This window comes from Phenylobacterium sp. (genome assembly GCF_037968635.1).
Lineage (GTDB): Bacteria > Pseudomonadota > Alphaproteobacteria > Caulobacterales > Caulobacteraceae > Phenylobacterium.
The window spans coordinates 1-23,195 of sequence record NZ_JBBKVV010000068.1 but is presented as its reverse complement, the minus strand read 5'-3'; the positions used below and the strand labels follow the sequence as shown (position 1 = coordinate 23,195).

The following is a 23,195-nucleotide window of genomic DNA, read 5'->3' as shown; positions in this document are numbered from 1 at the left end:
GGGGCAAGTGCGCTAGGCGATGGCGTAGAACAGCAGGGCCACGCCGATGAACACATAGGCGACCCAGGTGGCCAGCACGCCGATCACTCGGGGGAAGGAGGTGCCGCCGCTGTTGGAGAGGCCGACGGCGTGGAGGCAACGGCCGGCGAACATCACGAAGCCCGCCAGGTGAATGGCCAGGCTGGGGGCGCTGACCAGGGCCAGGACCGCGATCCCGCACATGGCGGCGGGGATGTATTCCGTCGCGTTGCCGAAAGCGCGGATGGCCTGGGCCAATTCCGGGATGCCCTCGTCGCCGAGCGCCACCTTGTGCTTCTGCCGCTGGCGCACCACCAGAAGAGACAGGGTCAGCAACAGGAACATGTGCAGGCCGACCCAGAGGGCGGCGGCGTTACCCGAGAACGAAGTCACGGCGTCCATAGTGTCACTTTCCCGCTAAGCCGCGGCAGTTGGGGTCGAAACCTGACAAAGGGCAACCCCTGCCGCTATTTGACCGGTTCGCCGCCGCCGGGCAGGCCGAGCCTGGACCACTTCTCGGTGACGCGTTTCACGGTCGCCTCGTCCATGCCGAGCTTCTCGCCCCATTCGCGATGCGTCTCGGGGGGCCATTTGTTGGTGGCGTCCAGTCCCACCTTCGACCCCAGGCCGCTCTCGGGCGAAGCGAAGTCCAGATAATCGATGGGGGTGCCCTCGATCAGGGTGATGTCGCGGGCCGGATCCATGCGGGTCGACAGCGCCCACATGACGTCCTTCCAGTCGCGGGCGTCAATGTCGTCGTCCACGACGATCACCCACTTGGTGTACATGAACTGTCGCAGATAGCTCCAGACGCCCATCATCACGCGCTTGGCGTGGCCGGGATAGGCCTTCTTCATGGAGACCACGGCGATGCGGTACGAGCACCCCTCCGGCGGCAGCCAGAAATCGACGATCTCCGGGAACTGCTGGCGCAGCAGGGGAATGAAGACCTCGTTCAGGGCTTCCCCCAGCACGCTGGGCTCGTCCGGCGGGCGGCCGGTGAAGGTGGTGAGATAGATCGGATTCTTCCGCATGGTGATGGCGGAAATCTGGAAGACCGGGAACTGTTCGACGGAATTGTAATAGCCTGTGTGGTCGCCGTACGGGCCCTCGTCGGCATACTCATCCAGCAGGACATGACCCTCAATGACGATCTCCGCGTTGGCCGGGACCATCAGGGGGACGGTCTTGGCTGGGACCAACTCGACCTTGGCGCCGCGCATCAGGCCGGCGAACTGGTACTCCGACAGCGTCTCCGGCACCGGGGTCACGGCCGCCAGGATGGTGCCGGGATCGGCGCCGATGACGGCGCAGGCGGGCAGGGGCTCGCGACGACCCTCCGCCTTCCAGCGGCGGTGGTGCTGAGCGCCGCCCCGATGGGCCAGCCAGCGCATGATGGTGCGATCCTTGCCGATCACCTGCATGCGGTAGATGCCGAGGTTGTAGTCGTCCTCGCGCTCTTGCGAAGGTCCGCGGGTCACCACCAGCGGCCAGGTGATCAGCGGGGCCGGTTCGCCGGGCCAGCAGGTTTGAATGGGAAGTTTCGAAAGGTCGATCTGGTCGCCGGTCCAGACGATCTCCTGCACGGGGGCCTTCTTCACGGTGGCCGGCCGCATGGACATCACGGTCTTGGCCAGCGGCAGCATGTCCCAGGCGTCCTTCAGGCCGCGGGGCGGTTCGGGCGCGCGCAGGAAGGCCAGCAGTTCGCCCACCTCCCGCAGTTCGGCGGCGGTGGTCCGTTCCTGGCCGTCGAGGGTGACGCCCATGGCCACCCGCTTGACCGTGCCGAACAGGTTGACCAGGCAGGGCATGCCCGAGGGTTCGCCATCGGCCCGGGTGACGTTCTCGAACAGCACGGCGGGGCCGCCCGTGGCCAGCAGCCGGCGCTGGATTTCGGTCATCTCCAGGACCGACGAGACGGGTTCGGTGACGCGCACCAGCTCGCCGGCGGCTTCCAGCTTGGCGATGAAATCCCGCAGGGACCGATAGGCCATGTGCTCTCCGAAACAGTTGGCCGGAAGCTAGGGCCGGGGCTCGTCCCTGTCACCCTTTGCGGCGCGGGACGCGCGGGGTAAAATCAAACCCATGAAACGCCTCGACCTCGAAGACCTGTCGCCCAAGCTCGCCCAGTTGCTCACCGGCCTGGCGGAGGGTGAGGAACTGCTGCTGGTGCAGGACGGCATGGTCGCCGCGCGCCTCACAGGCGGCGCGCCCCCGCCCAAGGCCTCCGACGACGAACCGGCCCCGCCGCCCGAGGAACAGGCCAAGGAGATCTTCGAGCAGTTCCGCTCGATGATGGAGGACGAGTTCTAGGCCTTCGCGGCGTCGAACTCCTTCACCTGCTTTTTCGGCGCGATCTCCCGCCACTTGCGCTCCAGGAAATTCCGGAACGATCCGGGGTGCAGGCTCTCGATGCGGGCCAGCACGCTGGGATAGTCCTTGTAGTGCGGCGTGGTGTGGAAGGTGGCGGGCTCGGCCTCCATCAGCATGTCGCGCTCGTCGAAGCTGACGCCGGTGAGCACCACGCTCTGGTCCTCGCGGCGCAGGCGGGTGAAGAACTTGCCGTTCACCTTGTAGGCGGGCGCCCCATAGGACACGCCCTCCTCGGCGCCGGGAAACGCCAGGATGATCTCACGCATCTCGTCGGGGGTCATCGGATCCTCTGTGATTTGACCAGAGGCTCGTCCCAGGAACCGCCGCCGTCAATCGCGTCGTGGCCTACTTGGTGGGGGATCCGAGTCGCCGGCCCTCCGCTGACGCCGCGATCAGGATGGCCAGGCGCTTGGTCCGCGTGGGCTCGGTCTTTGCGCTGGTCACCCGGTGAACCGCGACCTTGCGATACCACGGCGGGAAGGCGTGGAAGCCGGACCAGGCCGTAGCGTTGGCCTGGAACTGGGCGAGCTCGGCGTCGGTGAAGACCTCGGCGGGTTTCTCGTAGGAGTACTGTCGGGTCTTGGCCTTGCCGGCCTCGTACGCCGCGCGGCCGGCGGGTTCGATCAGGCCCTGCGCGTCCAGTTCCGCATAGCGCCTGATATTGACCTGGCTCCAGATGCCGGTGGCTTTGCGCGGCGTGAAGCGGATGCGGTAGGCGACCTCGTCGATGCGGTGGCGCACCCCGTCGATCCAGCCATAGGCAAGGGCCTGGTCCACCGACTGCGGCCAGCTGATTGAGGCCTTGCCCGATCCCACCTTGTAGAAGCCCACCGCGAGCTCGGCCTCCGTGGCGTGGTGTCTGGCCAGCCAGCCGCGGAAGGCGGAGGGGGTTTCGAAGAACAGCGGGTCCATCAGCGGGCGCTCGCCAATCGGCGCCTACGCATGGCGCCTGGAGCCGGCGGCAGGGAAGGTGGGGCGCAAGCGGACTCCGAGGCCGCGGCGTCGGCCACCACCAGAGGCGCCGCGGAAACTTTGGCGGGGTCGGCCTGGAAGCCGCCGTCCAGGCCGCTTTCGTCGAAGGCGGCATAGGTCGGGCCGGAGTCGGTGAAGCGCCAGCCGAAGGCCTGGCCGTAAAATCTCTTGGTGGCCGCAAGCTCCGTGCCGGCCAGCTCCACATAGTCGATCTTGCCGTCTTCGCGCATTTCCGCGGTCGCTCTTAGTTCTGTATTTGTTCCCTTCTAGAAGTTCAGGCTGGGAGAGTCCAGACAGAGGTCTTCTTCACCTCCTGGTCCTCCAGCTCGCGGGTGGTGGCCACCTGGTATTCAGCCAGCTTGGTCAGGCCCGAGCGGGGGAAGTAGCTACGACCGGGATCGCCGATCAGCACCGTGGTCCCGCGCGCCCGGGCGGCGGACAGCCAGGCCATGACCGCGTCGGCCATCGGCTTCTCGTAGCAGATGTCGCCGGCCAGGATGACGTCGGCCGCAGGCGCCGGGGCGTCCAGCAGGTTGGTGTCGGTGAAATCCACCCTCACGCCGTTGGCCATGACGTTGAGCGAGAGCGCCGCGCCGCAGAAGCCGTCGATGTCGGCGGCCAGGACGTGGGCGGCTCCGGCCTGCATCGCCGCGATCCCGACGATCCCGGAGCCCGAGGCGAAGTCGACCACGCGCTTGCCGGCCACCACCTCCGGGTTGTCCAGGATATAGCGGGCCAGGGCCTGGCCGCCGGCCCAGGCGAAGGCCCAGAAGGGCGGCGGCAGGCCGATCTCGGCCAGGGCCTCCTCGGTCATCTTCCAGATCGGGGTGATCTCGTCGGCGAGATGCAGTTCCAGTTCCGGCGTATGGGGCGGGGCCTGCAGCCGGGTGTTTTCGAGGATGAAGGCGCGGCGGCCCTCGAAACTGGGATCGATCATCCCCCCGCTTAGCTGGCGGGCTTCCCCGCCGCCAGGGACAAGACCTTCAAGTAGCCACCCGGCTCCACCAGCATGCCCTCGGTCACCCCCGCCTTGGCCAAGGCGCGATGCGCGCGGGGCAGCTGGTAGCAGGGCAGGTGCATGAACATGTGATGTTCGCAGTGGTAGTTCACATAGTAGGGGGCCAGCAGGGCGCGCTCGATCAGGTTGGCCTTGGTGGTCCGGGCGTGGCGTAAAGGATCGGGCTCGTCCTTGGCGATACAGGCGTGCTCGGCGATGTTCCTTAAGCGCGTGATCATCGGATACCAGGTGGCCTGGGGCAGGACCCACAGCACGGGCCAGGCCCACCAGGCGCCGAAGGGCAGTCCGATGGCGGTGATGACCCCGCCGCCCAGCAGCCAGCGGCGCTTGCGGCGGACTTCCTCGGCCAGGATCGGCAGCAGCGGTTCGCCGGGCTTGCGGGCCTTCAGCCGGGCGACCAGGTCGCCGAACCGCTGCTTGAAGAAGGTCTGGCCGGTCAGGTCGCGGACCAGCTTGCGGCGCAGGGACAGCCGGGTGATCGGGAAAGGCGCCGAAAGGCCGAGGTCGGGATCCTCCGCCTGCTGGGCGAAACGGTGGTGGGTCAGGTGATAGGGGCGGTAGCGGGCCAGCCCGCCGCCGGTCAGCCACTCGCCGGCGAAGTCGTTGACCTTCAGGTTCTTGTGCAGGGCGCCGTGGGCGGCGTCGTGCATCAGGATGGCCAGGCCCAACTGCCGGCTGCCGATGACCATCACCGCCAGGGGCAGGGTGAGCGGCCAGACCACCACCATGGCGCCGGCCGCCAGGATCACGATCCAGGCGTGGGCGATCAGGGCCAGGCCGCGCCAGTTGGAGTGGGCGGCCAGACGCGCCCACTGCTCGGGCGGGAAATAGCTCTTGGGGTCAACGCGGGCTGCGGCTGCCATGGGATCATTCTCCCACAAAACATCGTGACGAAACAGCGTGACCCAAGGTCACGACGGTGCTTGGGGAACAACGGGATGCGCCCTAGGTTGAGCGGAGGACTTCACCCGGAGACCCGCATGCGCCAGCCGATCCGCCTCGCCCTCCTTGTCCTGGCCGGCGCCCTGATCTCTGGCTCGGCCCAGGCCGCCAGCTTCAACTGCGAACGGGCCCGGACGCCGGACGAACTGACCATCTGCGCCAGCCTGAAGCTGAACGACCAGGACGTCCGCATGGCCCAGCTCTACGACATCGCCCAGCATCTGGTGGCCATGGGCGGTCGGGCCGCGATTCAGGACGATCAGCAGGTGTGGCTGCGCACGCGACGGGCCTGCGGCGCCGACCGGACCTGTCTGGCGCGGGCCTATACCCGGCGGCTTGCGGCGCTGAACAAGGTGCTGGAGCGGGCCTACAAGCAAGGCCCGTTCTAGAGGCGTCCTCAGATGGACGACGCCGGGCCCGCCCACATCCCGGCAGCCATCGCGATGACCAGCAGCAGACCCGCCAGGCTGTTGGATTTGAAAAGGGCGAGCGCGCCGGCGCCGTCCTTTACATCCAGCCGAGCGGCCTGACGCGACAGGTGGACGCCGAACAGGGCGGCAGGCGGCAGGAATAGCGGCCCAAGGCCGCCGATCCAGGCGGCCGCCAGCGCCAGGACGAAGGCGGTCACATAGAAGCCGAGCACCGCCTTGGGGGCGGCGTCGCCCAGCTTCAGGGCCGAGGACTTCACGCCGGCCAGCGCGTCGTCCTCCAGGTCCTGAACCGCGTAGATGGTGTCGTAGCCCAGGGTCCAGAATATCCCGCCGGCGTAGAGCAGGACGGCGGCCCAATCGATCCGCCCCGTGACGGCGGCATAGCCGAGCAGCGCGCCCCAGTTGAAGGTGAGGCCAAGCCAGGCCTGGGGCCACCAGGTGATCCGCTTCATGAACGGGTAGGCCGCCACCAGCGCGAGCGAGGCGACGCCGAGACCGATGGCGAGTGGCCCCATGGTCAGCAGGATGGCCAGCGAGACCAGCGCGCAGGCGATCACAAAGGCCCAGGCCTGCTTGACGCTGATCTGACCTGACGGGATCGGGCGGTTCGCCGTGCGGGCCACCTTGGCGTCGAAGTCGCGGTCAACGATGTCGTTATAGGCGCAACCGGCCGCCCGCATCAGGGCGGCGCCGACAAGGAACTTCAGCATCAGGACGGCGTCGGGCCACTGGCGCGCCATGGCCCCGGCCAGGGCGATACCCTGCCAGCCCGGCAGCATCAGCAGCCAGATGCCGGTGGGACGGTCGAAGCGTCCGAGCTTCAGCCAGGGGCGAAGGGCGGCGGGCGCATAGCGGTCCACCCAGTTGGTGGTGGCGGCGTCGGGAAGGGGTGTCGAAGCGGTCATCGTGGCCCCTGCATAGCAGCACCGTGGCTTTCGCGCCGCAGTCAGAATTTGGCGTAACGCCGTCGCTTGACGGGCGAATCCGAGCCGCCTAGCTTCCCGGCTCCACAGACGACGTGACCGGAAAGGAGGGTCAGCAAAGATGAAAGTCATCCCAGCCACCGCCCTCATCCCACGCGCCGCCGCCGGGTCCTCCTGCTGACCTGAGAGATTTCCCCCGGCTCGCGCACGCTTCGCGCCCGCACCCTGGAACTCCCTTGTTCGCCGACCCGCGCTGGACCCCCAGCCGCTTCCCTTTTTCCATGACGTCGCTGATGCGCGGACCCTCGCCGCATCTCCCGCCGTCATCGCACGCCGACGGCTCAAATGACTGACGTTTACGACGATGAGGATGGCAACCGTCCCCGCACCCTGACCAACAGCCAGGTGATCGCCTTCATGGCCGGCCACTGGATGGGCGAGCCTCGGCGCTTCGCCCTGATCGCCGTGCTGATGCTGGCCTCGACGGCCTGCGACCTCTCCATCCCCTGGGCGACCCGGGCCCTGATCGATGCGGTGGCGACGCCGACCTCGCCGAGCGACAAGGCCTGGATCGCCTGGGCCAGCCTGTCGGCTCTGTACCTGGCCTTCTACAGCCTGCGCAGCGGCATGTTCCGGCTGTCCAACGGCTACTATTCGCGGATCATGGCGCGGATGGTGACCCAGGCCTTCGGCCGCGTGCAGGCCTTCTCGGCCGACTGGCACGCGTCGAACTTCGCCGGCGCCACCGTGCGTCGGGTCAGCCGGGCCATGTGGGGTTATGACAGCGCCTCCGACGCCCTGCTGTGGATGCTGACGCCGACCCTGATCGTCCTGTCGGGCCTGGCCATCTCCATCGGCCTGAAGTGGCCGGCGGCGGGCCTGTTCGTCGCGGTGCTGGTGGTGGCCTTCGCCATCTTCAACATCGTGGTGTCGACCCACTACATCCGACCGCGCAACCTGGCCTCGACGGCGCTGGACTCCCAGATCGGCGCCAATCTGGCCGACGCCATCGGCGGCAATCCGGTGGTGAAGGGTTTCGGTGCGGAGGCCCGCGAGGAGAAGCGGTTCGCCGACCACGTGGCGACCTGGCGCGCGGCTCAGCACCGGACCTGGAACAGCTTCAACACCGTCAGCTGGGGGCAGAACCTGTTCCTGGTGGTCCTTCAGGCCGGCCTGACGGGGCAGCTTGTCCTTGCCTGGAGCCACGGCGACGCAACGCCCGGCGACGTGGCCTTCGGCATCACCTCCTTCATCGTCATGGCCGGCTACATGCGGAATTTCAGCGAGATCACCCGCATGCTGCAGAAGGGCCTGGACGACATGGTGGATGTCGCCACCTACATGCGCACCGACCCGCAACTGGCCGACAAGTCCGACGCCAAGCCGTTCCGTGGCGAACAGGGTGAGGTCGTCTTCGACCGCGTCACCTTCGGCTACGAGAACGCCGCGCGTCCGCTCTACCAGGACTTCACCCTGGTGGTGGCGCCGGGGGAACGCGTCGCCCTGGTAGGGCCGACTGGGGCGGGCAAGTCGACCTTCGTGAAGCTGCTGCAACGGCTCTACGATCTGCAGTCAGGACGCATCCTGATCGACGGTCAGGACATCGCCTATGTGAGCCAGGTCTCCCTGCGGCGGGCCATCGCCGTGGTGCCGCAGGACCCGGCCCTGTTCCACCGGACCATCGCCGAGAACATCAGCTACGCTCGCCCCGAAGCGACGGAGGACGAGGTGATCCTGGCCGCCAAGCGGGCCCGCGCCCACGACTTCATCGTGGGCTTGCCGAAGGGGTACGACACCCTGGTGGGTGAGCGCGGCGTGAAGCTGTCGGGCGGTGAGCGCCAGCGGGTGGCCATCGCCCGCGCCTTCCTGGCTGACGCCCCGATCCTGGTGCTGGACGAGGCGACCTCGTCGCTCGACGTCGAGACCGAACGTCAGGTGCAGGCCGCCATGGAGGAACTGATGGTGGGCCGCACCACGGTGGTCATCGCCCACCGGTTGTCGACCATCCGGGGCGCCGATCGCATCCTGGTGTTCGAGGGCGGTCAACTGGTGGAAGAGGGCCGCCATGCGGACCTGGTGGCGAGGGGCGGGGCCTATGCCCGGCTGCACGCCGTGACGGAGGCGGGCGCGTGACCGAGCACTACGAAGAGATCGACGAGTCCGCCAACCGGGTGCTGAGCAACCGCAAGGTGCTCGGCTTCGTCATGGGCTACTGGCTGCGCAGGCCCTGGCTGCTGGCAGGAACCCTGGCGGCGACCCTGGCCGGGATCGGCTTCGACCTGGCCCTGCCGTGGGCCTCGGGACGGCTGGTGGACGCCGTCGCCGCCGGCCCGTCGTCGCGGGACCTGGCCTGGGTCGCCTGGGGCCTGTTCGTCGGGGTCTATCTGGTGGGCTCCCTCATGCGCAACCTCGCCCCGCGGTTCTGGATTCCGCTCGCCGCCCGCAACATGCGCGAGATCACCGAGGAGGGGTTCGGCAAGGTTCAGTCGTTCTCGGCCGACTGGCACGGAGACAATTTCTCCGGCGCCACGGTGCGCAAGCTGAGCCGCGCCATGTGGGGCTATGACGAGGTGTCGGACGCCGTGGTCATGTGGCTGGGCCCGGCCCTGGCGGTGCTGCTGGGCCTGTCGGTGATGATGATCCTGCGCTGGCCGCTGGTGGGCCTGTTCTCGCTGGCCACGGTGATCTTCTACATCGCCTCCAACATCTTCCTGACCACCACCTTCGCGCGGCCGCTGAACCTGCGATCGGTGGGGTTGGACAGCCGGATCGGCGGGGCGATCTCCGACTCCATCGCCTCCAACGCCACGGTGCGCGGCTTCGGCGCCGAGGATCGGGAGGCGACCCGCATCGCCGGGGTCACGCAACTTTGGTCCAAGGCCGTCCAGCGCACCTGGAACCGCTTCACCGACATCTGGCTGGTGCAGAACCTGCTGCTGGTGCTGCTGCAGGCGGGGCTTACCGGCCTGTTGCTGCGACTGTGGGCGCGGGGCGAGGCGACTGCGGGGGACGTGGCCTTCGGGGTCACCTCCTTCATGCTGATGAGCGGTTACCTGCGCAACATCGGCGACAATATCCGCATGCTGCAGAAGGGCCTGGACGACGTCGAGGACGTGGCCCGCTACCTGACGCTGGAACCCCAGGTGGCCGATGCGCCGGGCGCGCAGCCCTTCGCCGGAGACCTGGGAGAGGTGGTCTTCGACCACGCCACCTTCGGCTACAAGTCGGCGGAGACGATGCTCTATCGCGACTTCTCGCTGACCATCGCGCCGGGCGAGCGGATCGCGCTCGTTGGGCCGACGGGGTCGGGCAAGTCGACCTTCGTCAAGCTGGTCCAGCGGCTCTACGATCTGGATGGTGGCCGAATCCTGATCGACGGCCAGGACGTGTCGAAGGTGACGCAGGGGTCCCTGCGGCGCGCCATCGCCGTGGTGCCGCAGGACCCGGCCCTGTTCCACCGGACCATCGGCGAGAACATCAGCTACGCCCGGCCGGGCGCGACCACCGACGAGATCGAACTCGCGGCCCGCCGGGCCCGGGCCCACGACTTCATCACCCGCCTGCCCAAGGGCTACGAGACCCTGGTGGGGGAGCGGGGCGTGAAGCTGTCGGGGGGTGAGCGGCAGCGGGTGGCCATCGCCCGGGCCTTCCTGGCCGACGCGCCGATCCTGGTGCTGGATGAGGCCACCTCGTCCCTGGACGTGGAGACCGAGCGGGAGGTGCAGGGCGCCATGGAGGCGTTGATGGTCGGCCGCACCACCATCGTCATCGCCCACCGCCTGTCCACCATCCGCGGCGCCGACCGCATCCTGGTCTTCGACAACGGCCAGGTGGTCGAGGAGGGGCGCCACGCCGAGCTTGTCAGCAGGGGCGGCGCCTATGCGCGGCTGCACGCCGTGACCATGGGGGTGGGGTAGGCGCGCTGAGATGCTCCCCTCCTGGGGGAGCTGGCGCGAAGCGCCTGAGGGGGACTTTGACTCTCGTTTGGGAGTCTAAGAGGTCGACTACGTCGATCCCCCTCCGTCTCGTGGCTGCGCCACGATCCACCTCCCCCACATCGGCGTTACGCGCCTGGGGGAGGATCTTTAGTCAGCGACGCCGTGAGGCTCGGGGCCAGGTCGCCCTTGGGTTCGACGCGGACTGAGCCCAGGCCCAGCCACCCGGCCATCAGCGTCAGCTCCGTGGCCAACAGGCCCGGCGTCTCGGCATTGGCCCAGGGTTCGGCGTGGGCTGACTGCACCAGCAGGACGCCAGCCTTGCGGTCGGCCTTCAGGTCGACGCGGGCGGTGATCGCCTCGCCCTGCAGGAAGGGCAGGACGTAGTAGCCGTGCACCCGCTTCTCGGCGGGGGTGTAGATCTCCAGTCGAACGCGGACGCCGAAGATCCGCTCGGTGCGCTCGCGGAACCAGATCAGGTTGTCGAAGGGCGAGAGCAGGGCGTTGGCGGTGATCTTCCGCGGGCGGCGCGCGGCCGGATCGAGATAGGCTGGCTGGTCCCACCCCTTCACGGTGACGGCGACGAGGTCTCCGGCTTCGACCAGGTCAGCGAGCCTCGCCTTGGTGTCGGCCACCGGCATGCGGAAATAGTCCCGCAGGTCGCGCTCCGTCGCCACGCCCTGGGCGCGGGCGGCGATGCGCAGCAGTTCGCGCTGGGCCTCGTCGCGGGGCGGGGTGGGGGCGTCGCGGACCGACTTCGGATGCACGTCGCCCGGCAGGCCATAGACCCGCTCGAAGGTGGTGCGCCTCGTGGCTGTGGTGATCTCGCCGGCCCAGAACAGGCACTCCATGGCCCGTTTGCCTTCGCTCCAGCCCCACCAGCCGCCCGCCCCCTTTTTCTCGCCGACCTCCAGCTCGCCGGCCGAGATGGCCCCGCGGGCGTGGATTTCGGCCAGGGCCTTGTCGATGAAGGGGCGGTTCTCGCGCAGGAAGCGGGCGACCCCCTTCCAGATCCCGACGCCTTCCTGAGCGTCGGCCATCCGCCAGCGCATCAGGGGCTGCAGGGCGTGGAGCGCCAGGGAGGCCTCGTGCATCCAGTACTCGAACAGCACCGGATTCCTGCCCCAGGCCAGGGTCTCCAGCAGCGGCCGGGGATAGGCGCCCAGCCTGGAGAATAGCGGCAGGTAGTGGGTGCGGCTGACCACATTGACCGAGTCGATCTGCAACAGGCCCAGGCGCTCGATGGTCTTGATGAGGTGGCGCTTGCCGGGGTCGGCGGGCCGCCGGTCGGCGAAGCCTTGCGCGGCCAGCGCGATGCGCCGCGCCTCTATTGCGGACAGGATCTGAGTCATAGGTGCGAAGCCTACCGCTCCAGGCGGCCGTCGCTGAGCGCCTCGACCGAGAACGGGTAGACCACCGCGGGGTCGGGCGCCTTGACCGCCTTGGCGATCTCCTTGGGCGCAAGGGTCTTCACCAGGTGGCGCAGGACGTTGATGCGGCCGGCCTTCTTGTGGTCATTGCGCACGCAAATCCAGGGGACCAGCGAGGTGTGGGTCCGGGTCAGCATCTCGTCGCGGGCCTTGGAGTAGTCGTCCCACTTGGCCTGGGCCGCGTCATCCAGGGGGCTGGATTTCAGGATCTTGAGCGGGTCGCTGTGGCGGGCGGCCAGGCGCTTGGCCTGTTCGTCCTTGGAGATGTCCAGCCACAGCTTGACGATGACCGTACGGCTCTCCACCAGCATGGCCTCCAGCGTCGGGACGTCGCGCAGGAAGTCCTCGTGCTCCTCGGGATCACAGAAGCCCATCACCGGCTCGACGCCGCCACGATTGTACCAGGAGCGGTTGAAGATCACGAGCTCACCGGCCGCCGGCAGGTGGCTCACATAGCGCTGGAAATACCACTGGCTGCGCTCGCGGTCCGACGGCTTGGGCAGGGCCATCTTCCGGGTGTTGCGCACCGACAGATGCTCGGTGACACGCTTGATCGTGCCGTCCTTGCCGGCCGCGTCGCGCCCCTCGAAGATGATCAGGGTCTTCTGGCCGCTCTCCATGGCGTGCTGCTGGAACCGCACCATGGCGAGCTGGAGCTTCGGTAGCTCCTTTGCGTAGTCTTCTTTGGAAATCTTGACGGGGTTGGACATGGAGGAAGCCTAGTCCAGAAAGCCGTCGCAGGTAGGGAAATTTGGGTCCGCTGATGTCCGATCTCGAAATCAGAGTGGCCGCGCCGCAGGAGCGCGCGGCGATCGAGAACCTGATGCAGCTCTACGTCCACGACTTCTCCGAGCACTGGTCGGACCAGGATCGCGGCGAGGTGGGGGCCGATGGCCTGTTCGAGCCCTATCCGCTGGATCCCTACTGGCGCGATGCGGCCCATATCCCGCTGCTGGTGCGCCGGGGCGGGCATCTGGCGGGCTTCGCTCTGCTGGACGCCCATTCCCATGCGGGCGGGACGGTGGACCGCAATGTCGCGGAGTTCTTCATCCTGCGGAAACACCGTCGGGGCGGGGTGGGGCTGGCCGCCGCCCAGGCGATCTTCGCCCGCTATCCCGGCGTCTGGGAGGCCGCCATCGCCCGGCGCAACGTCGAGGCGCTTCACTTCTGGCGCAGGGCCACGGCGATCTATGCGCAGGTCGAGGAAATCGACGTGCTTAGCGACGACTGGAACGGCCCCGTGATCCGCTTCCGGGTCTAGGTCGATCGCGGCAGCAGGATGATGGCCGATCCCACCAGGCAGGCGGCCAGGCCCAGCAGGTCCCACCGATCCGGCGCCTGTCGTTCCACGAGCCACAGCCAGCCGATCGAAGCCGCGACATAGACCCCGCCATAGGCCGCATAGGCCCGGCCGGCGTGCTCGGTCTCGGCGCGAGTGAGCAGGAAGGCGAAGCCGAGCAGGGCCGCGACGCCGGGGATTAGCCACAGGGGCGAATGGCCGTCGCGGATCCAGGCCCAGACGGCGAAGCAGCCGGCGATCTCAAGGACCGCCGCGCCCAGGAAATAGACCCAGCTCAGCATCAGCCGCCCACCGACGTGCTGGCGAACAGGTCGTCGAAGACCGTGCAGGCGCTGTCGGGGGCGTTGGCGCAGGTGCTGTCGCAACGCGCGGCCATACCGCTCAGGGTCTGTTCGAGGCGTTCCAGCTCGGTTCGCCTGCGGCGCACGGCATCGAGGTGGATGGTGATCAGGTCGCGGGCTTGTCCACAGTCGGACGGATCGCCATCCGAGACCTGCAGAAGCGACCGGACCTGTTCAATCGAAAGACCGAGGTCGCGCGCCCGGCGGATGAAGGTCAGCCGATGCACCTGCGGCCAGCCATAGGCGCGGCGTCCGTTCGGCGTGCGGTCGATCGCCCGCAGCAGGCCGACGTCTTCATAGTAGCGGATGGTGGGCGCTGAACACTGGGAGTGATCCGCGACTTGGCCAATGGTCATCGCCATGACGCTCTTGCTCCTCAAGTTACTTGAGCATGTAGCACTGCGCTCCTGAACTTGGCCAGGAGACGGACATGAAGCTGCGTTGGGGATTTCTCGGGATCGGAGTGGCGTGCCTGGCGTGCTGCGCGCCACTGATTTTGCCGGTTCTGGCGGGGGCCGGACTGGTCAGCCTCGGCGTGGGGGGCGCCGGAATGATGCTGTTTGGACTGACGCTGGACCAGGTGCTCTGCTTCGGCGTCCCGGCGCTGGGCATATTGGCCCTGGCGTTCCTGTGGTGGCGCGACCATTCACGGGCGAAAGCCGCGCAGTGCGGCTGCGAGGAGGTGTGCGACGCCCAGGAGTGCAAAGGGAGCTAAGCCTGTTCCAGCGAGACGCGCCGTTTTCAAAGCTGCGGCGCGCGGACTAAAACCCTCCCATGATCCGTCTCTTCGTCCCCCACGACCTCGCCGCCACCCTCGCCCTGCCGCTGGACGACGGGCAGAGCCGGTATCTCGCCGCCGTGATGCGCCAGGTGGTGGGCGACGAGGTGCTGGTGTTCAACGGCCGCGACGGGGAATGGCGGGCCAGCATCATCGAGACCGGCAAGCGCCGGGTGATCCTGCGGGCCGACCGGCTGGAGCGGCCGCAGAGCCTGGGGCCTGACCTCGACCTGGTGATCGCGGTGGTCAAGCGCGGGCGGCTGGAGACCATCGTCGAGAAGGCCTGCGAACTGGGCGCGCGCCGCGTGCGGCCGGTGCTGACCGAGCGGACCAACGCCGACCGGGTTCGGGTGGACCGGCTGCAGGCCATCGCCATCGAGGCGGCCGAGCAGACGGGCCGGCTGGACGTGCCGGAAATCCTCGAACCGGTGAAACTCGACAAACTGCTGAAGGATTGGACCGGTCGGCGCCTGCTGTTCTGCGACGAGGCCGGTGACGCCAAACCGGTGATCGAAGCGCTTGCGGGTGTGGCTTCCGAGCCATGGGCCATCCTGATCGGACCGGAGGGCGGGTTCTCGCCCACCGAGCGCGAACGCTTGCGCAGCCTCGATTTCGCGGTCCCGGCGACGCTTGGACCTCGCATACTGAGGGCCGACACGGCGGCCATCAGCGCCATGACGCTGTGGCAAGCTGCGCTGGGTGACTGGCGAACCTCTTGAGCTTTCGAGAATTGCGCCCACCTGAGTGAACGGCGTAAAGATCGCCGCCGTTTTGGGATCGAAGCCCGGGCGGCGGGTTTGTGTGGGTTGGGGAGATACATATGGCCGACGTCCTGGGCGACGACCGACCCCTCACGTTCGAGGATCTGGTCCATTGGTTCCAAGAGGGCGAGAAGCCCGCCGACCAATGGCGCGTGGGCGCCGAGCACGAGAAGTTCGTGTTCCGCCTGGGGTCTCACGAGCCGGTCGCCTATGAGGGCCCCAAGGGCATCAAGGCGTTGCTGGACGGCCTGACCCGCTTCGGCTGGAAGGGCGTCTATGAGGGCGAACACATCATCGCCCTGGAGCGCGGCAAGGCCAATGTGAGCCTGGAGCCCGGCGGCCAGTTCGAGCTCTCCGGCGCGCCGCTGGAGACCATGCACGACATCTGCGACGAGACCGGGACCCACCTGCAGGAGGTCAAGACCGTGGCCGACGAGCTGGGTCTGGGGTTCCTGGGCCTGGGCCACACGCCGATCTGGAAGCGTGAAGACGTGCCGGTCATGCCCAAGGGCCGCTACAAGATCATGCGGGAATACATGCCCAAGGTCGGCGGCCTGGGCCTCGACATGATGTTCCGCACCTGCACCGTGCAGGCCAATCTCGACTTCGGCTCCGAGGCCGACATGGTGGCGAAGTTCCGGGTGAGCCTGGCGCTGCAGCCCATCGTCACCGCCCTGTTCGCCAATTCGCCCTTCGTGGAGGGCAAGCCGTCCGGCTGGCTGTCGTCCCGCGCCCGCATCTGGACCGACACCGATCCTGACCGCACCGGCATGCTGGGCTTCGTCTTCGAGGACGGCTTCACCTATGAGACCTATGCGAAGTACGCCCTCGACGTGCCGATGTACTTCGCCAAGCGCGATGGCAAATACGTCGACCTGGCCGGGAAATCGTTCCGCAAGTTCATGGCCGGCGAGCTGCCGGAGATGCCGGGCCAGCGTCCGTCCATCAAGGACTGGGCCGACCACACCACCACCCTGTTCCCGGAAGTGCGCCTGAAACAGTACCTGGAGATGCGCGGGGCCGACGCCGGGCCGTGGAGCCGTCTCTGCGCCCTGCCGGCCCTGTGGACCGGGATCTTCTACGATCAGGCGGCCCTGGCCGCGGCCTGGGACCTCTGCAAGGACTGGTCGGTGGACGATCATGAACGGCTGCGCGCCGACGTCGCCCGCATCGGCTTGAAGGCTCAGGTGAACGGCCGCAGCGTGCAGGACGTCGCCAAGGACATGGTGGCGATCGCGCGAGCCGGTCTGAAGAGCCGCAACCGCCTCAACGGCGGCATGATCGACGAGACCGGATACCTCACCGAGCTGGAAGAGATCGCCGACAGCGGCGTGACCCCGGCCGAACGGCTCCTGGAGCTGTACAACGGCCCCTGGGCCGGCGACGCCAGCAAGGTCTTCGAGGCGTTCGCCTACTGATACTTTTCAGTCCTTCTCCCCTTGCGGGAGAAGGTGGCCGGTCGGAGACCGGTCGGATGAGGGGTCACGCTCCCCTCTCCGCGCGAACTGCCACGCCCTAACCCGAGAGGTCTATCGACCCCTCATCCGACCCTGCTCCGCAGGGCCACCTTCTCCCGCAAGGGGAGAAGGGGCGCGTCTTTCAGACCCCTTCCGGCCTCGGCGGCTCGTCGGTGTTGGCGGGCCAGTGTTCCTTCTGGCTGGCGCCGGAGCCGCTATCGGTGTGCAGCACCGCCTCGTCGATCGCCCGGCGTTCGGTGTGAACGTGAGCGGGGTCCACCGTGTCTTCGTCCACCTCGTAGATTTCGAACTTGTCGGGATAGAAGGCCAGCCGCCCCCGGATCTGCTCCATGGCCGGGAAGGGCTCCTCATAGGTCCAGACGCCGTTCTCAGCGAACGCGCCGTCCATCAGCACGGTGTAGTAGGCCGCATCGCCCTTGTAGGGGCAGTGGGTCGAACGGTCGGTGCGGGAGAAGTACTCCATGGAGACATCCTCGGGCGGGAAGTAGATGGCCGGCTTGTAGGCCGCTTCCTTCAGCACCAGGGCGTCGCCCGAATCGGCGATGACATGGCCGGCGAACTTCACGCGCCAGCGGCCTGCGCCGGGGCTGATGGTGATGGGATGGTCGGGACCGGGAATTTTCATGGTGTGCGCCTCCTGAACGGACTCAACGCCTGAGATGGGGACCTGGGTCCAGCGTCACCAGGGCAAGGGTGGCCGCTTGCTTGTGCTGATCAGTTCGCCGTGATCTTCTCGCGCCAAACAAGCCCGGCGGGGGTGAAACGACCCCGATAGCTGCCGGCCTCCCAAGGATCGGAAGACCGTCTTCATGTTGAACCTCGTCGTCATGCTCGGGATCGTCATCACGTTGGTGACCGGACTGCCCGTGCTCCTCCAGATGCTCAGGAACCACCCGCGCGGTCTGATCATCCTGTTCTTCGCCGAGATGTGGGAGCGGTTCTCCTACTACGGGATGCGCGGCATCCTGATCTTCTACCTGACCCAGCACCTGCTGTTCGACCAGGCTACGGCCTCGGCCCAGTACGGATCCTACACCGCGCTGGTGTACCTGCTTCCACTGCTGGGCGGCCTGCTGGCGGACCGCTATCTCGGCACCCGTAAGGCCGTGGCGTTCGGCGCCCTGCTGCTGGTGGCCGGTCACGGGATGATGGCCTATGAGGGCCGCCCCGCGACTCAGACCCTGGAATATGCCGGCCAGAAGTACGAGGTGGCCGCAGAGGGCCGCGTCGACGCCCGCAAGGTCCACCTGATCGTCGCCGGCTCGCCCTACGAATTCGGTCCCGCCGAGGGCGGCGGCCTGGAGATCAAGGGCCTCGCGGCCGGCGCTCCCCTGCCGTCCGTCCTGCCCAAGGACAGCTTCAAGATGGAGACCACCCAGGATAAGAGCGGCGTGAACGCCTTCTACCTGGCCGTCTCGCTGATCATCATGGGGGTGGGCTTCCTGAAGCCCAATATCTCCACCATCGTCGGACAGCTCTATCCGCAGGGCGATCCCCGGCGCGACAGCGGCTTCACCCTCTACTACTACGGCATCAACCTCGGCGCCTTCTGGGCCTCGATCCTTTGCGGCCTATTGGGCCAGACGGTGGGGTGGTGGGCAGGCTTCGGGCTTGCGGGCATCGGCATGGCCGCGGGCTTCGTGGTCTTCGTGCTCGGCAAGAAGCACCTTGAGGGCAAGGGCGAGCCGCCGAACCCCGAACTGCTGGCGCGCCCGGTCCTGGGGCCCCTCAACCGCGAGTGGCTGATCTACGGCGCCGCCATCCTGGGCGTCGGTCTGGTCTGGCTGCTGGTGCCGCGCAACGACCTGGTGGGCGTGGCCCTGTCGGCCTCGATTGTCATCTCCCTGGCGGTGATCGCCTATGTCATCGCCGCGGTGTGCAAGACATGGGTTGAGCGGCAGCGGATGATGCTGGCGGTGATCCTGATCTTCGGGGCGGTGGTGTTCTTCACCCTCTTCGAGCAGGCCGGCACCTCGCTGAACCTGTTTGCCTCCACCAATGTCGACATGACCATCACCCGTCAGGCGGTGACGTTCCTGGGTGTTCCCATCGGCACGCCCGCGCAGATCGAGGCCATCGGCCTGAACCCGGCCAGCGACTTCTTCATCGACGCCACCATCGGGGCGGCCCAGACTCAGTCGTTCAATGCGGGCTTCATCCTGATCTTCGCCCCGATCTTCGCGGCGCTGTGGGCCTATCTGGCGCGCCGCGACCTCGACCTGAACCCGACAATGAAGTTCGGCCTGGGTCTGCTGCAGGTGGGCCTCGGCTTCCTGGTGGTGGTCTGGGGTGCGGGCTTGGCGGACTCCAGCTTCCGGGTGCCGCTGATGCTGCTGGGCGTCCTCTACCTGCTGCACACCACCGGTGAGCTCTTCCTGTCGCCCGTGGGTCTGTCGGAGATCACCAAGCTGTCGCTTCCCTCGGTGGTCAGCTTCATGATGGCGGTCTGGTTCCTGTCCTCCTCCATCGCCCAGTTCGTCGGCGGCAAGATCGCCGGCCTGATGGGCACCGAAAGCATTGGTGGTCAGGTGCTCGATCCTCAAGCCGCCCTTGCGGCGTCCCTGGATGGCTTCACGAAGCTGGGCTGGGCGGGCGTCGGTTGCGGTGTGTTCTTCGTGCTGATCAGCTTCCTGGTCCGCGGCTGGGCCCACGGCGTGCAAGCCTCGGCCAAGCCGGAACTTTAAGGGCGCGGCCGTCTCCCGCCCGGGAGACGGCCGACCTGCTCAGCAGAGGGGCCTTCGCGCCGCGACCAACCCTCTAGAAGGTCTTTCGCACCCGGACGTAGAGGCCGCGCCCGAACTGGATGTCACTGTCGTCGACATACTTCACCGGCGCGGTGTTGCGCGGGCCGGCATAGACGGTGGCGGTGTGACGGAAGCCGCGCTCGGTGGCGTTGTTCAGCTCGGCGCGGACGGTGAGATCGGCCTTCGGCTTCCACTCGGCGAACAGGATCACGAAGGTCTTCAGCTTGTCGGTGTAGATGGCGTTGTACTTGTAGGAGGTCTGGCGCCAGCCGCCGTAGACGTCCGCGCCCCAGGTCATCCGCCACTGCGGCAGGTCGTGGGTGAAGTGGGCTTCCCACTCCAGCGGCCTCAGGCGGGAAATTTCACGCTTCTCACCCGTCGTGGGGTCGGTGACTTCTGAGCGCCGCCAGGTGGATTGGCCACGCAACTGGGCGCCCTTCAGGACGGCGTCTAGGGGCAGGGTGGCGTTGAAGATCAGCTCGTCCTTGGTCCCGTCGCCGATATTGCTGGGGGCGTCGAACACCTGGGCCCCGGCGAAGACCGGGGCGCGGTCGATGACGTCGGTGAGCTTGGAGTGGCGCAGGGTCAGGACCACCGCGCCCTTGGTCCAGAAGCGGCGCTCCACGGCCAGTTCCGTCACCCAGGCCTGTTCGGGCGTCAGGTTCGGGTTGCCGACGGCGAACCCCCCATTGTTCGGCGAAGAGTCGGCCACGAAGTCCTGGAAGTCGAGCTGGCCGACGACGCGCTCATAGCTGAAGCGGATCTGGCTCTTCTCGTTCGGCGCCCAACTGCCGGCGACCCGGGGCTTCAGGAAATAGAGGGTCTTCTCCAGGCTGACATCGCCCTCGGAGGTCAGGGATGACCCCTCGTAGCGCAGGCCGCCCTCCAGGGTCAGGGTGCTGAACGGCTTCCACACGGCCTTGCCGAAGGCCTCGCCGCGGGTTTCGGTGACCTTCACGTCACCGGCTGGCAGGATATCGGGAACCCCGTTGCTGAGCTGGTCGGTTTCGCTCTCCAGGATGTTCAGCGCGCCTTCGCCGCCCGCCTCGAAGGACAGGGTCGGGCTCTGGCGGTGCTTCAGCACCGCGCGGCCGATGGTCTCGCTGGTTTTCTGATCGAGGAAGAAATCGCCGTTGAACCCGGCCGAGCGGAACGGGGAGACGATGTCGTGGCCGGCCAGCTTCTGCAGGCCGATCAGTTCCAGGTTGGTGCGCGCGCCCAGGGTCCGCTCGTAGCGGGCGCCGAACTCGGCCTGATACTCGTCGTCGCTATAGGCCACCGACTCCAGGGCCGGGGCCGGGGATTTGATCCAGTCGAGCTGGTTGAACTCGTACCAGTTCCAGAAGCCGCGGGTGTTGAGCTTCAGCTTGCCGCCGGCGAAGGGGGCCTCATAGGCGCCGGTCACCACCCACTGATAGGCGCGGCCGTGGCTGTCGATGTCGGACTGGATGAGCGGCGTCCCATTGGCTGAGACCTGCACATGCCGGCCGGGGCCGGCGCCGTCGTCGATCCCCTGGCCATAGCGAAGGCCGCCTTCCCAGGACCCCGGACCCGCCTGGCCGGAAGCCTCCAGGCGAACGCCCGAGCTGTTGCGGCCGTCGTCCATGACGTGGTTGTTGGCCAGCGCGACGACGCCCTGAAAGCCGCCGCCCTTCACCTTCACCACATTGGCCAGGATCGACTTGCCCTGCATGTCGACCCCCGGCGCGCCGCCGCGGATCAGCTCGACACGGTCCACTTGAGCGGCGGGGATACGGCGCAGGATTTCCTCGATGTCGTCGGTCTTGGAAGTGGGGCGCGCGCCGTCGATCAGGACGTTGGCGGCCGCGCCCTCGAAGCCGCGAACGTCGTCGCCGCCGTCAATGGAAAAGCCGGGCAGGCGCTGCACCATGTCCAGGGCGGTGGAGGGTCTCTGCGCGGCGAAATAGGCCGGGGGGTAGCTGATCACGCCCTGGGTCGTGGGCGGGGCTTGCGCCACCGCGAGGGCGGGGAGGGCCGAGGCCAGGACGGCGGTAAGACCTAGAGCGCGTATCATGTGACAGTTCCCCCCAAATGCCCGCGCAAGTGGCCTGCGCCCAGGGAGTCACGCCAATTAAATGCCCGTAACCTGGATTAAATCGCCGAAAGGTTAGCGGTCGCGCGAAGACTACGCCTGTAATTTCTCTAGAAAACTACAATCGTAATCTTATCTGTCAACCGAGGTTGTGTCAGACCGAGGTGCCGCCGACGGTCAGGCCGGTGATCTTCAGCGAGGGTTGGCCGACGCCGACCGGGACGCTCTGACCCGACTTGCCGCAGACCCCGACGCCGGGATCGAAGTCGAAGTCGTTGCCGATCATGGTCACGCGGGTCAGGGCCGAGGGGCCGTCACCGATCAGGGTGGCGCCCTTCACCGGGCTGGTGATCTTGCCGTCCTCGATCAGGTAGGCCTCCGTGCACTGGAAGACGAACTTGCCGTTGGTGATGTCCACCTGGCCGCCGCCGAAATTGGCGCAGTAGAGGCCGCGCTTGGTGGCCTCGATCATCTCCGAACGCGGGGTGTCGGTCTTGCCGTTGTCCATGGCGGTGTTGGTCATCCGCGGCATGGGCATGTGGGCGTAGGACTGGCGGCGTCCGTTGCCGCCGGCCTTCATGCCCATCAGGCGGGCGCTCATGCGGTCGTGCATGTAGCCCACCAGAATTCCATCCTCGATCAGCACGGTGCGCTCGGTGGGCGTGCCCTCGTCGTCGACGGTCAGCGAACCGCGGCGACCGGGCAGGGAGCCGTCGTCGAAGACAGTGACGCCCTTGGCCGCCACCTGCTCGCCGATGCGGCCGGCGAACGCCGAGGTGCCCTTGCGGTTGAAGTCGCCCTCCAGGCCGTGGCCGACCGCCTCGTGCAGCAGGATACCGTTCCAGCCGGCGCCCAGGACCACGTCCATCTCGCCGGCGGGGCAGGGGACGGCGTCGAGGTTCATCAGGGCCTGGCGCAAGGCCTCCTCGGCCTGTTCCTGCCAGTTGGCGGCGCTGATCCAGTTCTCGAACCCGGCGCGGCCGCCGGCGCCGGTGAAGCCGTTCTCACGGCGACCGTTCTTCTCCACCGTCACCTGGACATTGATGCGCGACAGGGGCCGCACGTCGCGGATCAGCCGGCCGTCGGCGCGCAGGATCTCCACCGTGCGGCGCTCGCCGGACATCGAGGCCATGACCTGGACCACGCGGGGATCGCGGGCCCGGCACCAGGCGTCGATCTCCTGCAGCAGGGCGACCTTTTCGGAGAAGGCCGGCGAGGCGGTGGGATCGTCCTCACCGTAGAGCTTGGTGTTGGTGGCGCGCGGGGCTTCATCGGACCCAGAGACGCCGTCATAGCCGCGCTTGGCCAGGGAGGCCGAGGCCGCCGCCCGGCGAATGGAAGCCTCGGAAATCTCGCTGGAGTGGGAGTAGCCGGCGGTCTCGCCCGCCACCACCCGCAGGCCGAAGCCCTCGGACGAATCATAGGCCGCCGACTTCAGTCGCCCGTCGTCGAACAGGAATGATTCGCTCTCGGAGCGTTCGACGAACAGTTCGCCGTCGTCGGCGCCCTGCAGCGCGTCCCCGAGGATCTCTCGCGCCCGTTCAGGGGACACGCCGGCGGAATCCAGGATCGAGGGGGCGGGGGAATGGGCGTTCATGAGCGCGGTGCCTTGACTGACTTGGCTCCAGAGATAGGCATTCCAGAACGGTCCGTCACCTCAAACCGCGCCCCGCCGCCCCTTTCGGCGCCCCGGAAGGC

At 67.6% G+C, this 23,195-nt stretch carries 24 protein-coding genes; 9 read left to right on the top strand and 15 right to left on the bottom strand.

Features of this window, described 5'->3' with window-relative positions:
• Positions 1-12 precede the first annotated feature (12 nt).
• Entirely contained in the window at positions 13-420 is a 408-nt protein-coding gene (locus AAC997_RS08095; RefSeq protein ID WP_340645185.1) for an MAPEG family protein, read from the bottom strand.
• A 65-nt stretch (positions 421-485) separates the two neighbouring features.
• The gene (locus tag AAC997_RS08090) at positions 486-2,012 is read right to left on the bottom strand and encodes a UbiD family decarboxylase (protein WP_340645184.1); all 1,527 of its coding nucleotides are present in this window, start codon (positions 2,010-2,012) and stop codon (positions 486-488) included.
• Between the two features lie 91 nt (positions 2,013-2,103).
• Between AAC997_RS08090 and AAC997_RS08085 the strand changes: the two genes are divergently transcribed.
• Positions 2,104-2,331 (top strand): hypothetical protein, encoded by a 228-nt coding sequence (locus AAC997_RS08085; RefSeq protein WP_340645183.1) that lies wholly within the window; start codon positions 2,104-2,106, stop codon positions 2,329-2,331.
• Here the strand turns inward: AAC997_RS08085 and AAC997_RS08080 are convergent.
• The 5 genes from AAC997_RS08080 to AAC997_RS08060 form a co-directional block, all read right to left on the bottom strand.
• A complete protein-coding gene (locus AAC997_RS08080) occupies positions 2,328-2,672 on the bottom strand; it encodes an MmcQ/YjbR family DNA-binding protein (RefSeq protein WP_340645182.1) in 345 nt (114 codons plus the stop codon). The genes AAC997_RS08085 and AAC997_RS08080 overlap by 4 nt on opposite strands.
• Before the next feature lie 64 nt (positions 2,673-2,736).
• Entirely contained in the window at positions 2,737-3,303 is a 567-nt protein-coding gene (locus AAC997_RS08075) for a YdeI/OmpD-associated family protein (RefSeq protein WP_340645181.1), read from the bottom strand.
• Positions 3,303-3,593, bottom strand: coding sequence for a VOC family protein (locus AAC997_RS08070; RefSeq protein WP_340645180.1), 291 nt, complete (start codon positions 3,591-3,593; stop codon positions 3,303-3,305). The genes AAC997_RS08075 and AAC997_RS08070 overlap by 1 nt, the downstream gene beginning before the upstream one ends.
• A 44-nt stretch (positions 3,594-3,637) precedes the next feature.
• Positions 3,638-4,300 carry a methyltransferase gene (locus tag AAC997_RS08065; RefSeq protein WP_340645179.1) on the bottom strand — a complete coding sequence of 221 codons (663 nt, stop codon included), beginning with the start codon at positions 4,298-4,300 and terminating at the stop codon, positions 3,638-3,640.
• A gap of 8 nt (positions 4,301-4,308) precedes the next feature.
• Entirely contained in the window at positions 4,309-5,244 is a 936-nt protein-coding gene (locus tag AAC997_RS08060) for a fatty acid desaturase family protein (RefSeq protein WP_340645178.1), read from the bottom strand.
• 117 nt (positions 5,245-5,361) lie between these two features.
• On the opposite strand from AAC997_RS08060, the gene AAC997_RS08055 reads away from it, so the two are divergent.
• Complete coding sequence (locus AAC997_RS08055) at positions 5,362-5,712, top strand: lysozyme inhibitor LprI family protein (RefSeq protein ID WP_340645177.1); 351 nt, start codon at positions 5,362-5,364, stop codon at positions 5,710-5,712.
• A gap of 8 nt (positions 5,713-5,720) precedes the next feature.
• Here the strand turns inward: AAC997_RS08055 and ubiA are convergent, their stop codons facing one another.
• The gene (gene ubiA, locus AAC997_RS08050) at positions 5,721-6,659 is read right to left on the bottom strand and encodes a 4-hydroxybenzoate octaprenyltransferase (protein WP_340645176.1); all 939 of its coding nucleotides are present in this window, start codon (positions 6,657-6,659) and stop codon (positions 5,721-5,723) included.
• A 363-nt stretch (positions 6,660-7,022) separates the two neighbouring features.
• Here ubiA and AAC997_RS08045 point away from each other — a divergent pair, with 363 nt between their 5' ends.
• Both AAC997_RS08045 and AAC997_RS08040 read left to right on the top strand, forming a co-directional pair.
• The gene (locus AAC997_RS08045) at positions 7,023-8,810 is read left to right on the top strand and encodes an ABC transporter ATP-binding protein (protein WP_340645175.1); all 1,788 of its coding nucleotides are present in this window, start codon (positions 7,023-7,025) and stop codon (positions 8,808-8,810) included.
• Positions 8,807-10,594, top strand: coding sequence for an ABC transporter ATP-binding protein (locus AAC997_RS08040; RefSeq protein ID WP_340645174.1), 1,788 nt, complete (start codon positions 8,807-8,809; stop codon positions 10,592-10,594). Before AAC997_RS08045 ends, AAC997_RS08040 begins: the two co-directional genes overlap by 4 nt.
• A 146-nt stretch (positions 10,595-10,740) precedes the next feature.
• On the opposite strand, the gene AAC997_RS08035 is transcribed toward AAC997_RS08040, so the two are convergent.
• Both AAC997_RS08035 and ppk2 read right to left on the bottom strand, forming a co-directional pair.
• Positions 10,741-11,964, bottom strand: a complete 1,224-nt coding sequence (locus AAC997_RS08035) for a winged helix-turn-helix domain-containing protein (protein WP_340645173.1) — start codon at positions 11,962-11,964, stop codon at positions 10,741-10,743.
• Between the two features lie 11 nt (positions 11,965-11,975).
• A complete protein-coding gene (ppk2, locus tag AAC997_RS08030) occupies positions 11,976-12,734 on the bottom strand; it encodes a polyphosphate kinase 2 (protein WP_340645220.1) in 759 nt (252 codons plus the stop codon).
• A gap of 71 nt (positions 12,735-12,805) precedes the next feature.
• Between ppk2 and AAC997_RS08025 the strand changes: the two genes are divergently transcribed.
• A complete protein-coding gene (locus AAC997_RS08025) occupies positions 12,806-13,303 on the top strand; it encodes a GNAT family N-acetyltransferase (protein ID WP_340645172.1) in 498 nt (165 codons plus the stop codon).
• Here AAC997_RS08025 and AAC997_RS08020 read toward each other — a convergent pair.
• Together AAC997_RS08020 and AAC997_RS08015 are read right to left on the bottom strand one after the other, a co-directional pair.
• Positions 13,300-13,623, bottom strand: coding sequence for a YnfA family protein (locus AAC997_RS08020; protein ID WP_340645171.1), 324 nt, complete (start codon positions 13,621-13,623; stop codon positions 13,300-13,302). The genes AAC997_RS08025 and AAC997_RS08020 overlap by 4 nt on opposite strands.
• Positions 13,623-14,045 carry a MerR family DNA-binding protein gene (locus tag AAC997_RS08015; protein ID WP_340645170.1) on the bottom strand — a complete coding sequence of 141 codons (423 nt, stop codon included), beginning with the start codon at positions 14,043-14,045 and terminating at the stop codon, positions 13,623-13,625. Before AAC997_RS08015 ends, AAC997_RS08020 begins: the two co-directional genes overlap by 1 nt.
• Positions 14,046-14,113: 68 nt before the next feature.
• Here AAC997_RS08015 and AAC997_RS08010 point away from each other — a divergent pair, with 68 nt between their 5' ends.
• From AAC997_RS08010 to AAC997_RS08000, 3 genes are all read left to right on the top strand, one after another.
• Complete coding sequence (locus tag AAC997_RS08010; RefSeq protein WP_340645169.1) at positions 14,114-14,398, top strand: hypothetical protein; 285 nt, start codon at positions 14,114-14,116, stop codon at positions 14,396-14,398.
• A gap of 59 nt (positions 14,399-14,457) precedes the next feature.
• Positions 14,458-15,180: a 16S rRNA (uracil(1498)-N(3))-methyltransferase gene (locus tag AAC997_RS08005; protein ID WP_340645168.1), complete on the top strand. Its 723-nt coding sequence runs from the start codon at positions 14,458-14,460 to the stop codon at positions 15,178-15,180.
• Positions 15,181-15,281: 101 nt separating this feature from the next.
• Positions 15,282-16,640, top strand: coding sequence for a glutamate--cysteine ligase (locus tag AAC997_RS08000; RefSeq protein ID WP_340645167.1), 1,359 nt, complete (start codon positions 15,282-15,284; stop codon positions 16,638-16,640).
• Between the two features lie 181 nt (positions 16,641-16,821).
• On the opposite strand, the gene AAC997_RS07995 is transcribed toward AAC997_RS08000, so the two are convergent.
• Positions 16,822-17,325: a DUF427 domain-containing protein gene (locus tag AAC997_RS07995; RefSeq protein WP_340645166.1), complete on the bottom strand. Its 504-nt coding sequence runs from the start codon at positions 17,323-17,325 to the stop codon at positions 16,822-16,824.
• A 187-nt stretch (positions 17,326-17,512) separates the two neighbouring features.
• Here AAC997_RS07995 and AAC997_RS07990 point away from each other — a divergent pair, with 187 nt between their 5' ends.
• The gene (locus AAC997_RS07990) at positions 17,513-19,384 is read left to right on the top strand and encodes an oligopeptide:H+ symporter (protein ID WP_340645219.1); all 1,872 of its coding nucleotides are present in this window, start codon (positions 17,513-17,515) and stop codon (positions 19,382-19,384) included.
• A gap of 73 nt (positions 19,385-19,457) precedes the next feature.
• Here AAC997_RS07990 and AAC997_RS07985 read toward each other — a convergent pair whose 3' ends face one another.
• Positions 19,458-21,479 carry a TonB-dependent receptor gene (locus AAC997_RS07985; protein ID WP_340645165.1) on the bottom strand — a complete coding sequence of 674 codons (2,022 nt, stop codon included), beginning with the start codon at positions 21,477-21,479 and terminating at the stop codon, positions 19,458-19,460.
• A gap of 172 nt (positions 21,480-21,651) precedes the next feature.
• On the bottom strand, positions 21,652-23,094 hold the full coding sequence (gene tldD, locus AAC997_RS07980) for a metalloprotease TldD (protein WP_340645164.1): 1,443 nt from the start codon (positions 23,092-23,094) through the stop codon (positions 21,652-21,654).
• Between the last annotated feature and the right edge of the window lie 101 nt (positions 23,095-23,195).

Coding starts and splice junctions, on each gene's coding strand:
- AAC997_RS08045 (WP_340645175.1), top strand. CDS start 7,023: ATGACTGACGTTTACGACGATGAGGATGGCAACCGTCCCCGCACCCTG.
- AAC997_RS08035 (WP_340645173.1), bottom strand. CDS start 11,964: ATGACTCAGATCCTGTCCGCAATAGAGGCGCGGCGCATCGCGCTGGCC.
- AAC997_RS08095 (WP_340645185.1), bottom strand. CDS start 420: ATGGACGCCGTGACTTCGTTCTCGGGTAACGCCGCCGCCCTCTGGGTC.
- ubiA (WP_340645176.1), bottom strand. CDS start 6,659: ATGACCGCTTCGACACCCCTTCCCGACGCCGCCACCACCAACTGGGTG.
- tldD (WP_340645164.1), bottom strand. CDS start 23,094: ATGAACGCCCATTCCCCCGCCCCCTCGATCCTGGATTCCGCCGGCGTG.
- AAC997_RS08085 (WP_340645183.1), top strand. CDS start 2,104: ATGAAACGCCTCGACCTCGAAGACCTGTCGCCCAAGCTCGCCCAGTTG.
- AAC997_RS08000 (WP_340645167.1), top strand. CDS start 15,282: ATGGCCGACGTCCTGGGCGACGACCGACCCCTCACGTTCGAGGATCTG.
- AAC997_RS08025 (WP_340645172.1), top strand. CDS start 12,806: ATGTCCGATCTCGAAATCAGAGTGGCCGCGCCGCAGGAGCGCGCGGCG.
- AAC997_RS07995 (WP_340645166.1), bottom strand. CDS start 17,325: ATGAAAATTCCCGGTCCCGACCATCCCATCACCATCAGCCCCGGCGCA.
- AAC997_RS08015 (WP_340645170.1), bottom strand. CDS start 14,045: ATGGCGATGACCATTGGCCAAGTCGCGGATCACTCCCAGTGTTCAGCG.
- AAC997_RS08060 (WP_340645178.1), bottom strand. CDS start 5,244: ATGGCAGCCGCAGCCCGCGTTGACCCCAAGAGCTATTTCCCGCCCGAG.
- AAC997_RS08065 (WP_340645179.1), bottom strand. CDS start 4,300: ATGATCGATCCCAGTTTCGAGGGCCGCCGCGCCTTCATCCTCGAAAAC.
- AAC997_RS08080 (WP_340645182.1), bottom strand. CDS start 2,672: ATGACCCCCGACGAGATGCGTGAGATCATCCTGGCGTTTCCCGGCGCC.
- AAC997_RS08010 (WP_340645169.1), top strand. CDS start 14,114: ATGAAGCTGCGTTGGGGATTTCTCGGGATCGGAGTGGCGTGCCTGGCG.
- AAC997_RS08090 (WP_340645184.1), bottom strand. CDS start 2,012: ATGGCCTATCGGTCCCTGCGGGATTTCATCGCCAAGCTGGAAGCCGCC.
- AAC997_RS08020 (WP_340645171.1), bottom strand. CDS start 13,623: ATGCTGAGCTGGGTCTATTTCCTGGGCGCGGCGGTCCTTGAGATCGCC.
- AAC997_RS07985 (WP_340645165.1), bottom strand. CDS start 21,479: ATGATACGCGCTCTAGGTCTTACCGCCGTCCTGGCCTCGGCCCTCCCC.
- AAC997_RS08005 (WP_340645168.1), top strand. CDS start 14,458: ATGATCCGTCTCTTCGTCCCCCACGACCTCGCCGCCACCCTCGCCCTG.
- AAC997_RS08055 (WP_340645177.1), top strand. CDS start 5,362: ATGCGCCAGCCGATCCGCCTCGCCCTCCTTGTCCTGGCCGGCGCCCTG.
- AAC997_RS08070 (WP_340645180.1), bottom strand. CDS start 3,593: ATGCGCGAAGACGGCAAGATCGACTATGTGGAGCTGGCCGGCACGGAG.
- AAC997_RS08075 (WP_340645181.1), bottom strand. CDS start 3,303: ATGGACCCGCTGTTCTTCGAAACCCCCTCCGCCTTCCGCGGCTGGCTG.